Annotated in this window: 12 protein-coding genes; 6 read left to right on the top strand and 6 right to left on the bottom strand. The window is 63.3% G+C overall.

What is annotated here, in order from left to right:
• Positions 1 to 62: 62 nt before the first annotated feature.
• Both NPS29_RS21985 and NPS29_RS21980 read right to left on the bottom strand, forming a co-directional pair.
• Positions 63 to 929 carry a fatty acid desaturase family protein gene (locus tag NPS29_RS21985; RefSeq protein WP_274135085.1) on the bottom strand — a complete coding sequence of 289 codons (867 nt, stop codon included), beginning with the start codon at positions 927 to 929 and terminating at the stop codon, positions 63 to 65.
• Positions 930 to 992: 63 nt separating this feature from the next.
• Positions 993 to 1,778, bottom strand: coding sequence for a MipA/OmpV family protein (locus NPS29_RS21980; RefSeq protein WP_274135084.1), 786 nt, complete (start codon positions 1,776 to 1,778; stop codon positions 993 to 995).
• A 252-nt stretch (positions 1,779 to 2,030) separates the two neighbouring features.
• On the opposite strand from NPS29_RS21980, the gene NPS29_RS21975 reads away from it, so the two are divergent.
• From NPS29_RS21975 to NPS29_RS21950, 6 genes are read left to right on the top strand one after another with little or no spacing between them, the layout of a single operon-like run.
• Complete coding sequence (locus NPS29_RS21975) at positions 2,031 to 2,729, top strand: MtnX-like HAD-IB family phosphatase (protein ID WP_274135083.1); 699 nt, start codon at positions 2,031 to 2,033, stop codon at positions 2,727 to 2,729.
• Positions 2,722 to 4,116: an aspartate aminotransferase family protein gene (locus tag NPS29_RS21970; protein ID WP_274135082.1), complete on the top strand. Its 1,395-nt coding sequence runs from the start codon at positions 2,722 to 2,724 to the stop codon at positions 4,114 to 4,116. Before NPS29_RS21975 ends, NPS29_RS21970 begins: the two co-directional genes overlap by 8 nt.
• Positions 4,113 to 5,021 carry an alpha/beta hydrolase gene (locus tag NPS29_RS21965; protein ID WP_274135081.1) on the top strand — a complete coding sequence of 303 codons (909 nt, stop codon included), beginning with the start codon at positions 4,113 to 4,115 and terminating at the stop codon, positions 5,019 to 5,021. Before NPS29_RS21970 ends, NPS29_RS21965 begins: the two co-directional genes overlap by 4 nt.
• 3 nt (positions 5,022 to 5,024) lie before the next feature.
• Positions 5,025 to 6,152, top strand: coding sequence for a GNAT family N-acetyltransferase (locus NPS29_RS21960; RefSeq protein WP_274135080.1), 1,128 nt, complete (start codon positions 5,025 to 5,027; stop codon positions 6,150 to 6,152).
• Positions 6,149 to 7,918 (top strand): ATP-binding protein, encoded by a 1,770-nt coding sequence (locus NPS29_RS21955; protein WP_274135079.1) that lies wholly within the window; start codon positions 6,149 to 6,151, stop codon positions 7,916 to 7,918. Before NPS29_RS21960 ends, NPS29_RS21955 begins: the two co-directional genes overlap by 4 nt.
• Positions 7,915 to 9,312 (top strand): sigma-54-dependent transcriptional regulator, encoded by a 1,398-nt coding sequence (locus NPS29_RS21950; protein ID WP_274135078.1) that lies wholly within the window; start codon positions 7,915 to 7,917, stop codon positions 9,310 to 9,312. The genes NPS29_RS21955 and NPS29_RS21950 overlap by 4 nt, the downstream gene beginning before the upstream one ends.
• Here NPS29_RS21950 and NPS29_RS21945 read toward each other — a convergent pair.
• The 4 genes from NPS29_RS21945 to NPS29_RS21930 all read right to left on the bottom strand — a co-directional run bounded on the left by NPS29_RS21945 (position 9,272) and on the right by NPS29_RS21930 (position 13,609).
• Positions 9,272 to 10,246, bottom strand: a complete 975-nt coding sequence (locus NPS29_RS21945; protein ID WP_274135077.1) for a PfkB family carbohydrate kinase — start codon at positions 10,244 to 10,246, stop codon at positions 9,272 to 9,274. The genes NPS29_RS21950 and NPS29_RS21945 overlap by 41 nt on opposite strands.
• Positions 10,236 to 11,705 carry a purine-cytosine permease family protein gene (locus NPS29_RS21940; RefSeq protein ID WP_274135076.1) on the bottom strand — a complete coding sequence of 490 codons (1,470 nt, stop codon included), beginning with the start codon at positions 11,703 to 11,705 and terminating at the stop codon, positions 10,236 to 10,238. Before NPS29_RS21940 ends, NPS29_RS21945 begins: the two co-directional genes overlap by 11 nt.
• 177 nt (positions 11,706 to 11,882) lie before the next feature.
• On the bottom strand, positions 11,883 to 12,899 hold the full coding sequence (locus tag NPS29_RS21935) for an ADP-ribosylglycohydrolase family protein (RefSeq protein ID WP_274135075.1): 1,017 nt from the start codon (positions 12,897 to 12,899) through the stop codon (positions 11,883 to 11,885).
• The gene (locus NPS29_RS21930) at positions 12,896 to 13,609 is read right to left on the bottom strand and encodes a GntR family transcriptional regulator (protein ID WP_274135074.1); all 714 of its coding nucleotides are present in this window, start codon (positions 13,607 to 13,609) and stop codon (positions 12,896 to 12,898) included. Before NPS29_RS21930 ends, NPS29_RS21935 begins: the two co-directional genes overlap by 4 nt.
• Between the last annotated feature and the right edge of the window lie 129 nt (positions 13,610 to 13,738).

Genomic DNA, 13,738 nt, shown 5'->3' with positions numbered 1-13,738 from the left:
AATCCTTGTCTGACACACCGCTCCCGCCGGCAAGCCGTGCTGCTACGGGGCCGTGTTCCAGTTCATTGATTGGTGTGATCCAACAAAAACCCCAACCCATGGGACACCGGTATCTCCTTCACGCCCATCATCCGCTGCTGCTCCTTGATCTCCCGGTGAAAGGCCTTGACCTTGGTCCAGTGCATCTTGGGGCGGTAATGGTGTTCGGCGTGGTAGCCGTTGTTCATCCAGATCAGGTTATAGAGCGGGCTGTACGAACTCACGCCCCAGGCAATTGGCAGGTCGGGGTTGCCGCCCAGGTGCTCGTAATAGCCGTTCAACGACGACAGCGACTGCCCCAGGTACCAGAACGGCAGCAACAGCAACACCGCATGCCAGTCATGGAACGCCAGCGCGATGTAGGCCGCGACGGTCACGTAGATTTCCACCTTCGCCCAGCGCGCATCGTCGGGGTGCTTGCGCTTCATGTCCTCGTAATAGCTCTTGGGCTCGTCACGAAAGGCACTCAGGAACACATAGCGCCATAGCGCCTCTGGCTCGCCGTTGTGGCCGTAGCGGTAGATCGACAGCGGGTCGACGGTTTCGCCCTTGTCGTTGGGCCGGTCGGAGTTGCCGCGATGGTGACGGTTGTGGATGTCGCGGTACATGGTCTGGGAGAAACCGATGGTCACCGACAGCAGCAAGTCGAACGCGCGGTTCATGCCCTTGTGAGTGAAATAGGCGTTGTGGATCTGGTTGTGGGAGATGCTGTTGATGCTCCACGACAGGCTGACGGCATACAGCAGCGCCAGCGGCACGATGGCCCACCATGACAGGCTGTGAAAGGCCATGACCAGCCACAGCACGAAAGCGAAATGGGCCAGCGCCATGGCAATCGGGACGATGTCCCAGAGCGAGTACGCGAGCCAGCGGTAAACGGGACGAGCCATGAAGAACTTCCTCGAAAACGATGAGTGCTTCGGCTCATTGCAAGGCCCAGACCAACCCGCCCGCTACTTGAAGTGATACGCCACGGCGACGTCCAGTTCGCCTTGATTCACACGGCCTTGCTGGCGAACGATGCTGCTGTCGGCGGCCGGTCCCACCAGGTGAATCCAGCTGGCGCTGGTGATCAGCGACCAGTTCGCAGCTATCGGGAAGGCTACGCTCTGGGTCAGGGTCAGGTTCTGGAAACCGCCGCTGGCGTTGTAGGCGCGGATGCCGGAGGCCTGTGACTCGGCGCCGCTGACGCCGAAGAAGGTCTGCGCCTGTTCCGCGTTGGCGTAGTGCGCAGCCAGGGTCGTGCCGCCGAATATCCCGCGGCCCAGCGGGTAATCCAGCTCGCCGCCGACCCGCCCCAACACCCCGCCCTGCCCGTTGCTGCCGCCGAAGGTGCGGCCCACTTCAGCGAAAACACGCCAGGCGTCCGATGGGCTGTATTCGACGAAGCCACCCACCTCGCCCATGTCCGACACGTCATGCAGACCGTGCAGCGCGCCATTGGCCGTGCGGCCCTCGACATAATTGACGAACGGCCCGGCGCTCCAGCCGTTGGCCTTGAGCGCATCCCAGGACAAGCCCTCGTCGGAGCTGAGATTGACCCGCCCCCAGGACAGGTCCAGATAGGGAATCGGCCGGGTTTCGTAGCGCGTGCCAGTGGGGTCATGGGGCTGGTAGGCGACGCCCACGCCCGCATCGCCGGTCAGCGGATCGGCATGGCACGCCGGGCTGAAATACGCGGCGCAGAGCAGCCCGGCGATGCACAGGCGGCGTTTGAAACAGATCGGCAGAAGAGTCATCGCAGAGGTCTCGGGGCAGCGAACATGCGCGCATCAATCCCCAGAGGCGACCACCAGCGCAAGCACTGATGTTGTTTGTAGCAAGCTACAAAAATTGTAGCTTCGCACCCCTCCAGCCACCTCCGGCGACTGCCACAACCCCGGCCCTGCGGGCTTTCATACCCTTGGCACAGTCCCTGCTCTTGCCCTGCCACGAGCAACACGGCGAGCCCTTCGCCCCGCTCTCTCTTTGGACAAGACAGGCAAACGCAGATGATGCATTGGCATATCGTGTGTGATTTCGACGGGACGATCACCCCGACCGACGTGATCGACAACATTCTCGAACGCTTCGCCGATCCCAGTTGGGTAGACATCGAAGACGAGTGGCTCAACGGCCGCATCGGCTCGCGGGAGTGCCTCAGCCGCCAACTGGCGCTGGTCAAGGCGTTTCCGGCGCAATTGCTGGACTACTTCGACAGCGTCAGCATCGACCCCGACTTCCCGGCGTTCGTCGAACACGTGATCGGCCTGGGCGCCACCCTGGACATCGTCAGCGATGGCCTGGAACAAGGCATCGCCCGCATCCTCTCGCGCCACCAGGTGCCGCTGCTGCCGATCATCGCCAACGGCCTGCGTCAGGTGGACCAGAACAGCTGGCGCATCGTCTTCCCCCACGCCAGCGACGCCTGTCGCGCGGCCTCCGGGAACTGCAAATGCAAATCCACACCCGCTGACAAACGCGTGCTGGTGATCGGCGACGGCAAGTCCGACATGTGCGTAGCCAGCACCGCCGATTTCGTCTTCGCCAAGGGCCGGCTGGCCGACCACTGCGTGCACAACGGCATCCCCCATGCGCGCTTCGACTCTTTCGCCCAACTCCCTGCCTTGCTGGCCCTTCTGCCCCACAGCCTGCCGGCTCCCGTCGTTCACCTCTCCAACGAATCCCAGGAACTCTTCCACCATGTCTGATATCCGCATCGCCACCGCCGAAGACCAGATCCTTCTGGAAAAAGAAGCCAAGTACTGCTCCTTTGGCGACACCGTCCACTACATCGACCCGCCGCGCATTTTCAGCCGCTGCGAAGGCTCGTACGTCTACGACACCAGCGACCAGGCCTACCTCGACCTGCAGATGTGGTACTCGGCGGTGAACTTCGGCTACGCCAACCCGCGCCTGAACAATGCCTTGAAACAGCAGATCGACACCCTGCCGCAAATCGCCAGCCAGTACCTGCACAAGGGCAAGATCGAGCTGGCGGAAACCATCGCGGTGGACGCCAAGAACAAATTCGGCCTGGACGGTCGCGTGCATTTCAACGTCGGCGGTTCGCAGTCCATCGAGGACTCGCTCAAGGTCGTGCGCAACGCCAGCAACGGCAAGAGCCTGATGTTCGCCTTCGAAGGCGGCTACCACGGCCGCACCCTGGGCGCCTCATCGATCACCTCCAGCTACCGCTATCGCCGCCGCTACGGCCACTTCGGCGAGCGCGCGCAGTTCATCCCGTTCCCGTACCACTTCCGCGGCCCCAAAGGCATGACCAAGGAAGAATACGGCAGCTACTGCGTGAAGCAGTTCGCCCGCCTGTTCGAGACCGAATACAACGGCGTCTGGGACCCGAAAGTCGGCCAGAGCGAATACGCCGCGTTTTACGTCGAGCCGATCCAGGGCACCGGCGGCTACGTGATTCCGCCGATGAACTTCTACAGCGAACTCAAGCACGTGCTCGACCAGCACGGCATCCTGATGGTGGTCGATGAAATCCAGATGGGCTTCTATCGCACCGGCAAGCTGTGGTCGATCGAACACTTCGACGTCAAACCCGACGTGATCGTGTTCGGCAAGGCGCTGACCAACGGCCTCAATCCGCTGGGCGGCATCTGGGCCCGCGAAGAGCTGATCAACCCGAAAATCTTCCCGCCAGGCTCGACCCACTCCACCTTCGCCTCCAACCCGCTGGGCACGGCAGTGGGGCTGGAAATGTTCAAGATGACATCGGAAACCGACTACGGCTCGATGGTCATGAACAAAGGCAAGTACTTCCTCGAAGGCCTGCGCGACCTGCAGAAACGCTACCCGATCATTGGCGATGTCGATGGCCTGGGCCTGGCCCTGCGTGCCGAGATCTGCGCTCCGGACGGCTTCACCCCGGACAAGGCGACACTGGATTTCATGGTCGAGGAAGGCATGAAAGGCGACATCGAAATCGACGGCAAACGCCTGGGACTGGTGCTGGACGTGGGCGGTTACTACAAGAACGTGATCACCCTCGCGCCGTCGCTGGAAATCAGCTACCCGGAGATCGACCTGGGCATCGCCCTGCTCGACCGCCTGCTGCACCGGGCCATGAAACGATGAGCCCGACGCCCTCGCACACTGCGATCGACATGGGCGAAGGCGATGCCGGGTTCATTCTCGGCAACGGCGCCGTGGGGGTGTTGCTGATCCACGGCCTGACCGGCACCCCGACGGAGTTGCGTCGCGTGGCCCAGGGCCTGGCCGACCGGGGCTGCACGGTGTACGTGCCGACCCTGGCCGGGCATTGCGGCGACAACGACGACCTGCAGCGCACTCGCTGGGACGACTGGTACCAGAGCGCGTTGCGCACCTTCGTCGGCATTCGCCAGCGGCACCGCCAGGTGTTCGTCGGCGGCCTGTCGATGGGCGCCGTGATGTCGATGCACATGGCAGCGGAGCACCCCGGTGAAATCGCCGGGCTCTTGCTGTATTCCACGACCTTGCGCTACGACGGCTGGAACATGCCGTTCGTGGCCAAGTTCACTCACATTTACATGATGGTGCCGTTCGGCGTGCATATCTGCCGCTTCAACGAAAAGCCGCCCTACGGCATCAAGAATCCGCGCCTGCGCGCCATCGTCGAAAAGCAGATGAAGGAAGGCGAAAGCAGCAACGCCGGGCTTCTGACCATGTCCGGGGTCAGCGTGCGCGAACTGCATCGGCTGATCGCCGTGGCCAAGCGCGGCATGCCCTACGTAGACGCCCCCGCGCTGGTGCTGCATTCCCTTGAAGACGACATCACCAGCCGCTGGAACGCCGATTACGTCGAGCGTCACCTGGGCGCACCGGTGGTCAAGGTGCTGCTCGACAACTGCTATCACATGATCACTGTGGACCTGGAATACCGGCAGGTCATCGACCTCAGCGCCTCCTTCATCGAGACTCAGGTGCAGGCCGGATCACAGCTGGACCCCGCACCAGCGAGTCAGCCGCTCGGCGTTGACGATCAACCTCAACTGGCATGAATCATGATCAGCACCCATGCCTTTTCCAGCATCCGTTTCATCCCCCGTGAGGAATGGAACGACTGCTTTCCCGGCCAACTGGAGGACTGGGACTTCTATCTGGCGGTCGAGCAGGCCGGTATCGAGCGTTTCACCTGGCGCTACCTTGCGGTGTTCGACGGCCCGCTGCTGCTGGGCGTGGCGCCTGCGTTCGTCACCCGCTACAGCCTCGATACCACCATGCAGGGCGTGGGCAAGCGCCTGACCGAACAGCTCAACCGCCTGTGGCCTGGGGTGTTCGATCTGCAGCTGTACGCCGTCGGCTCGCCGGTGGCCGAACGCTGCAACGCGGGGATCGCCAGCCACGTCCCCGGGCATCGGCGTCAGGAGGTGTTCAACCGGCTGTTGCAGCGGGCGCGACAGGACGCCGACAGCCTGGGCGTGGGCCTGCTGGCGGTGAAGGATGCGCCCGGCGAGGAGCCGGTCTGGGCCGAAACCTGCCGCCGTGCAGGGTTGCAGGCGATGCCCAGCCTGCCCAGCGCCCTGCTGCCGGTGACTTACCCGTCGATGGATGCCTACCTGGGGTCGCTGGGCAAATCCACCCGCAAGGATTTGCGTCGCACCTTGCGCGCTCCGGCACCGCGTATCGAGTGGCGGCGAGAGATCGACGACGTGCTGCCGGACATCATGCAGCTCTATGAAGCGACGCTTGCGCGCAGTGATCTACAATTCGAACGGCTCGGGCCTGGCTACTTCACCGGCATCCTCGAACAGCTCGGCGAGCGCGCGGTGTGCGTGCTGTACTGGATCGACAACCGCCTGGTGGCGTTCAATCTGATGCTGCTGAACGAGCAACGCCTGATCGACAAAATTTTCGCCCACGACCTGGAACGCACCCGGGAGCACAACCTCTATGCACGCAGCTGGCTGGCCAATGTCGAGTACTGCATCCACAATCGCATTCCGGTGTACGAGGCAGGCCAGGCGGGGTACGCGAGCAAGATTCGCTTCGGGTGTCGCTTCGAGCCCAACCTGCTGTTCTTCCGCCATCGCAACCGGGTAATGAACACCGTGCTCAAACTGGTCAAACGGGTCATCCGCCCCGACCGTTCCGATCCTGCCATGGCTGCGGCACTAAGCGAACATCGATGACTGAATTTCCGGAACGCTCCGCCCGTTCACTGTTTTCCCTCTCGCGCTGGAGCGTGCAGCGCAAGCTGGTGCTGGCGTTCTGGCTGGTCAGCGTGATCCCGACCATGATCGCCGCCGAGCTGGCCGCCTCCACCCTGTCGCAGATCTTCGAGAGCAACGTGCGCATCTGGTTGCAGGAATCGACCAAGATCGTCATCGACGAAACCACCGAGATCATGCACAACAACGCGCGTGTGGCGCAGTTGTTCCAGGCCTACGCACGGCCCGACGCCGAGACCGGCGGCAAGCGTGACAAGCTGATCGCCGATGTCGCGGACGCCATGGGCATCGATGTGGTGGCGCTGATCCGCAGCGACGATCACAAGGTCATGTTTTCCACCGCCGCCGACGACATTGTCAGCCAGATCAGCCTTTCGCCCAAGGCGGTGCTGCAGACCATCCACGAAGGCGGCAGCGCTGTCGGTACCGTGGTCTCGACCTTTCACACCCTGCAGGGCGGGGTCGATTACGAGCTGGTGATCGCGACTTACCTGGACAACAGTTTTCTCACCAGCGTCGCCGATGTGCACTCCCTGGACCTGCGCCTGTACCTGCGCAACAGCGAAGGCTTCGGCGAGATTTTCTCGACCCAGCGCTTCGAAGACCACCCGCCCCAGGTGCCGCCGCGCATCGAAGCCATCCTGCGCGACACCAAGGCCGCCAGCGAGCAATCGACACCGCGCTACAGCGGTCTGTACTCGCCGATTCTCAACGACAACGGCGAGCTGCAAGGGGTGATATTCAGCGGCCTGCTGCGCCATTCTTCGCTGGTGGGGCTGGTCAACCAGACCAACCTGTTCCTGGCGATTTTCCTGGTTGGCTCGGCATTGTCGCTGGGTGTCGGCTCGCTGGTTTCGCAGCACCTGACCCGCCCTTTGCGCGGCCTGCGCGAAGGCGTCCGGGCGGTTACCGCAGGCGATTACCATCGTCAGGTCGAGGTCATCGGCGGCGACGAACTGGCCGAACTGAGCGTGACCTTCAATCACATGACCGAACGCCTGCGCGAGCTGCAGCATCTGGAAGCGCAGCTGCGCAGGCGCGACCGGCTGCATACCCTGGGCGAAGTGGCGATGGGCCTGGCCCATGAAATCCGCAACCCGCTGGGCATCATCAAGACCGCGACCCAGTTGCTGCACCGCCGCGCCAGCCTGCCCGAAACTGATATGCGGCATCTGGAGTACGTGATCAGCGAGGTCACGCGCATCAACGACCTGATCACCGAATTCCTCGACTTCGCCAAGCCCAGCGCGCCGATCCGCTCGACGCAATCTGCACGCGGCCTGCTGGAAGACGTACTGGGTTTCTGCGCACCGGAACTGGCGACCCACAACGTGCAGGCAGTGATCGATGAGCAGACGCCAGGCGCCACGGTGTACGCCGATGCACGGCAACTGACCCAGGCCTGCCTGAACCTGATCCTCAACGCCATCGACGCCATGCCCGAAGGTGGACGGCTGACCTTATCCATCGCGCTGGAAACGGCGGACAGCGAGCGCCCCATCACCCGGATCAGCATCACCGACACCGGCCAGGGCGTCGATCCGGAAGTGATCCAGCGCATCTTCAACCCCTTCGTCACCACCAAGGCGTCGGGCACCGGGCTTGGGCTGGCGAAGGTGTTTTCGATCATGGAGAACCACGACGGTCGTGTAGAGTGCATCAGCGAACACGGCGCTGGCGCGACATTCAATCTCTATCTGCCGGCCGATGAAGGAGAACAGGCATGAGCCACAACGTGCTGGTGGTCGACGATGAACCCAAGCTGTGCGACCTGCTGGCCTCGGCCCTCGGCCAGAACGGCATTCAGGTGTTCACCGCAGGCAACGGGCTGCACGCGCTGACCGTGCTCGAACGTGAAGAGATCGATCTGGTGATCAGTGACTGGCGCATGCCCGGCATGGACGGCCCGCAACTGCTGGCCGAGATCAAGCAGCGTTTTCCGCAATTACCGGTGATCGTCATGACCGCCTACAGCACGGTCAAGAACGCCGTGCAGTCGATGCGCAACGGCGCCTATGACTACATCAGCAAACCGTTCGACATCGACGAGCTGGACATCACGGTACAGAAAGCCCTGCAGTTTCGCGACATCCTGCGCGACAACCAGCGCCTGCGCGCCGAACTCAATGAGCACCAGCAGATCGACAGCCTGGTGGGTGAAAGCCCTGCGTTTCGCCGCGTCTTGCAGGCCGTGGATTCGGTGCGTGAAAGCAGCGCGACGATTCTTCTGACCGGCGAAAGCGGCACCGGCAAGGAGATGGTCGCACGGGCCATCCACAAGCATGGCAATCGCGCGGACAAACCCTTCGTGGCGGTGAACTGCGCGGCTATTCCCGAAGGCCTGCTGGAAAGCGAGATGTTCGGCCACAAGAAAGGCGCGTTCACAGGCGCTGTGTCCGACCGCATCGGGCGCTTTCAACAGGCCGACAAGGGCACGCTGTTTCTCGATGAAGTGGGCGACATGCCGCTGGCGTTGCAGGCCAAGATTCTGCGTGCCTTGCAGGAGCGGGTGATCGAGCCGGTGGGTGATCCTCGCGAGCGCAAGGTCGATGTGCGGGTGATCGCGGCCACCAACAAGAACCTGCTCGATGCCGTGGCGCGCAAGGAGTTTCGCGAGGACCTGTACTACCGCCTCAACGTATTCCCGATCCCGTTGCCCGCCTTGCGCGAACGGGTCGAAGACATCCCCGCCCTCGCCCGCCACTTCGCCCACGTGCTCGGCGCCACGGCCGGTAAGCGCATCACCGGTTTCAGCCCCGAAGCGCTGCTGGCGATGGCCCGCTATCCCTGGCCGGGGAATATCCGCGAGCTGCAGAACTGCGTTGAACGGGCGACCATCGTCGCCTCCTCACAGACCATCGAAGAATCGGATCTGCCAGCGTACCTGTTCGGCTCCAAACCGCTGGACAGCTCGGCCGCCAGCATTCTCAGCGAAGGGCCGGGCATCCCCAAGGACCTCGACGCCGCGCTGGCAGAAGTCGAAAAGGCCTACATCCTCGCCGCGCTGCACGAGACCAACGGGGTGCAGGCCGCGGCTGCGCAGTTGATCGGGATATCCGAGCGCAGCCTGTGGTACCGGCTCAAGAAGCTGGAGATTCACGTGGACAAGATCGTGCGCTGATTACCATACAACTGGCGCCTGCGACCTTTTCGTCGACCTCGGCCGCGAGGGGCGCGGTTGCCGGGCCCCAGCGGGTGACGGCAATGGCCGCTGCGGCGTTGGCGCGCAAGGCGGCCTGTTGCGCAGAGAGGCCAGACGCCAACCCCGCCAGCAACACCCCGGCATGGGCATCGCCCGCGCCGTTGGTGTCGATGGCCGTGACCGGAAAACCGCGTACATGCTGTTCATCGCTGCCCTGCCGGATCCAGCAACCTTGTGGGCCGTCCCGCACGACAATCAGCGCATCATCGTTGAGCCATTGCGCCAGCTTCACAAGCGCATCGGCTATCGCCTCGCACCCGGTGAAACGCAGCGCCTCCTCGCAATTGCTGGTCCACAGCGTAATCAACGGCAACACCGCCTGCATCTCGGCGCCGTCCGGCGAGTTCACCAGCGGGCCCGGATCGAACACCACGTCCGCGCCTTGCGGTAGTTCGCCCAGCCAGCTCAGCAGTGTCGATACCTTGTTCTTGTGCAGCAGGCTGTAGCCACTGACAAACACGAAGTCATCCGGCTGCACGACAACGCTTCGCAGGTCCTGGGCCGACAACCCGCCCTCGGCCCCGACATAGGAGATGAACGAACGCTCCGCCGACGGCTCGATAAGCGCCACCGACAGCCCGGTGTCCTGATCGCTCGACGCAGCCGTGGCGATTTCGATGCCTTCAACAGTCATGGCCTGACGCGCCAGATCACCGAATCGCCCCTGGCCGTGACGACCCAGATAAACCGTCTGCAAGCCATTGCGACGGGCCGCGGCCATCACGTTGAAACCGCCACCGGTCTCGAACGCCGCCGAGCTGGCAAGCACATCGCCTCCCGAACGGGGCAGCGCATCGAGGGCCATGACCAGGTCAACCACAACCTGGCCGGTGTACAGCAATCTAGCGGGCATGAGCAGCCTCTTTGGCAACGACGCGGCGGTCGCGGGAACCACCGAGAATGGCGTACAGACCGCCCGCGACCACGAAGGTCACGATCCAGCCCAGGCCGTTATGACCGAACCAGGAATCGGACAGGAAGCCCTTGAACAGCACGTTCTCCGGCGTGGTGGCGACGGTGGTGAAACTGAAGCCCAGCACGATGGCCAGCGCCCATGCACCCAGGGCGCGCCATTCCACGCCGCCGCTGTACCAGTAGGCGCTGCTCGGGGTGACGTCCATCAGGTCCTTGGCCGAATAGTAGTGGCGGTGAATCAGATCGACCACAAAGATCCCGACCCACGCGGTGATCGGCACGGCGAGCATCGAAATGAAGGTAATGAACGGGCCGTAGAAGCTATCGGCGATCAGCATGAAATAGATGGAGCCGGCGAAGATCGCCACGATGTCGACGATCACCGCATGCACGCGCTTGATCTTCAGCCCCAGGGTCAGCGTGGTCAGGCCCGCCGAATACACCGACAGGTTGTTCGACAGCAGCAGGCCACCGAAGGCGGTAATCAGGTACGGCACGGCCATCCAGGTGGGCAGCAGTTCGCGAATGGCGATGATCGGGTCAGTGGCCGAGGCCAGGTGATCGTTGCCCACCGACAGCAGGCCGCCCAGGGTAATCAGCAGCACCAGCGGAATGCCCGCGCCGAAGGCGGCCGAGGCGACCAGGCGCGTGGCCTTGACGCTGGCGTGCTGGTAGCGCGACATGTCGGCGCCTGCGTTGGCCCAGCCGATGCCGGTGCCCGCCGCCATGGTGCCGACGCCGATGATCATCGCGCTCAGCGGTGCCGGGGTGGCATTGAACACGGCGGTCCAGTCGATGTGAGCAATCAGGAAGCCGCCCACCACGATGTTCAGCGCGCCGAAGATGTAGGTGGCCCACTTCTGGATGACCAGCAGCGTGGCATGGCCCAGGCCGGATACGGTCAGGGTCATCAGCACGAAAATGGCGATGAACAGCAGGGTCAGGCCCGGTGAGTTCTTCGCCTCCACCGCAGTGCCAAACAGAATCGAGCACAACGACAACAGCACGAAGGCCGCGGTGGTGGTGTTGACCGTTTCCCAGCCCAGGCGCGACATCAACGAAACGATGGTAGGACCGATGTTGCCGCGCACACCGAAAATGGCGCGCGAGAGCGTCAGGCTTGGCGCACGGCCGCGACGGCCAGCGATGGAGATCACCCCCACCACGGCGAAGGAACCCGCCGCGCCGAGAATCGCCACGATGATGGCCTGGCCGATGGACAGCCCGCGAAAGGCCACCAGGGTCGCGCCCAGGGGCAAGCCGAGAATGCTGATGTTGGCCGCAAACCAGACCCAGAACAGTTGCAGCGGATGGCCGTTGCACTCGTTTTCCGGAACCGGCTCGATGCCGCGTGTTTCAAGCTGTCCTGCGCCTTGATTGGCGTTGGATGACGTCATGGGAAATGCTCCTGTTGCCATTTGTTCTGGTTGTGGGCAGTACGCAAAGCAAGTGACGTCCGTGTCGATTGGGCCATTCACACCGATATCGGCGCGAATCGACCCCGGATCACCGCTGAGTTCAGGGGCGATGCATGTTTCTCTTGTTCGGTGGTGCAGTGGTCAGATCAGGCTGATTCAGACTGCACGCAGGGACAGCAGGTGTTCGACCAGCTCATCGAGGTCCAGGCTGTTCACGGCCTTGATCTGTTCGATCAGCCCGTGAGGCCAGGCGCCCATACCTTGGCAGGCGCCGAGCATCGCCCCCAGGATCGCTGCAATGGTGTCCGTGTCGCCGCCCAGGCTTGCCGCCGTGCACAGCGCATCGAAGGCCGGCAACTGGCCGGATGCGACCTGATGGGCCAGCGCGAAGGCTGCGACCACCGATTCCTGTGAGGCCACCGAGGTGCCGATGACGTCGTAGATCAGGTCGGCGAGCTGGTGATTGTCCGCCGTCTCGCACAGTTGCTTCGCCCAACGGATCCGCGCCGAAATGCGGCCGCCGGCAATCCAGTGGCCATGGCCTTCGGCGCGCGAGGCGATGCGCACGCCGATGTCCAGTGCGTCGACCAGGCTTGCACCGTTGATGCCCGCCGATACCACGGCGGCCACTGCGGCGGCGCTGGCGATCCCCAGCGTAGTGTTGTGGGTGACCTGGCAGGCCTGGATCACCGACTCGACGAACGCGCCTTCGTCCAGCACGTCCGCCGCGATGCCCACCGGCGTGATGCGCATGGCCGCGCCGTTGGTGGTGCCGAAGCGCCCTGCCTCTTCGGGGCTGTGGCCGGCCAGAATCATTTCAATCGCGCGCTTGGTGGATGGCCCAAGCAAGTCCTGTGAGCCCTTGGCCTGCATCACCGCTTCCCAGTCGATCAGGCTCTGGGCCAGGTCCGACGGATCGATGCGGCCGCCACCGGACACCAGCAGTTCAGCGACGAGCACAGCTTGCTCGGTGTCGTCGGTGATGGAACCTGCGGGCATGTTCGGCGCGATGGGCTGGTCGGCATCGGCGGCCGTCAACGAGGTGATGCGGCCAAAACGCTGTTTGATCTGTTCGCGACTGAGTGATTGCGTGGGCATGCCCAGCGCGTCGCCCAGTGCCAGGCCGTAAAAAGCGGCCAGGGCGCGGTCGCGAGTGTCGATCAATGCGGTCATGTAGAAGATCCAAATGCCAGATGCAGACGAAAATGCACGGGGTCCAACCAGCTCTCCACGTGCTCCATGAAACGTTGTTGCCGGTCAAAGGTGGTGCGTATGGCCTTGAGAAACACGGTGCCTGGCTCGCGCAAGATAAGCGCGGCGTCGTCGGCGCTCAGCGGCTCGGCGCCAATCCACTGGTCACCGCGATCACCCACGTAGCCATGGGCGGCCATGGTCACGGTCAGCGAGTCATCGATCAGCCCGTCGCGGGGCAGGTTCTCCAGGCCGTTGACTGCCGGGATCAGCACCCGCTCCAGCGATACCACGCTGCCGTCGGACGAGGTGCGGCGGCGATCCAGGGCGATGAACTCCTCGGTACCGAAACGGGCCGACAGATCGGGACGCCGGACCGCGACCAGGCGCAGGATCTCGGTGCTGACCCGGGCGCCGGTGTCGGCCAGGGCCTGAGCCCAGCCGGCGCGCTGGTCCAGCGAGATGCCGTCGAAGGTCACGATCGAACCGACACCGGTCTGGGTCGCGATGTAGTTGCGGCGCTTGAGCTCCGACAACGCCTCGCGCAACGTGCCACGGCTGACGTTGAATTCCTGAGCGAGCAGATTCTCGCCGGGCAACAGTTCGCCGGAGCCCATCTGGCCGGTTTCGATGCGTCGGGCGAGTTCGTCGACCACGCGTTTTTTCTTGTCAAATCGAACCTGTCTAATCATGTACAAATTGATATCCGAAAGAGGTGGGTGGGAGCAAGCGATTTTTTCAAGCGCTGGGTAGACGATAGGGGAAAAATGCGCGCAGGAACGCCAATGACACACTCTGTAGCAGCACGGCTTGCCGGCGGG

The organism is Pseudomonas putida, assembly GCF_028682175.1.
Classification (GTDB): Bacteria; Pseudomonadota; Gammaproteobacteria; order Pseudomonadales; family Pseudomonadaceae; genus Aquipseudomonas; species Aquipseudomonas putida_AD.
The sequence above is the reverse complement of the archived record's forward strand: the minus strand, read 5'-3'. Positions and strand labels throughout refer to the sequence as shown.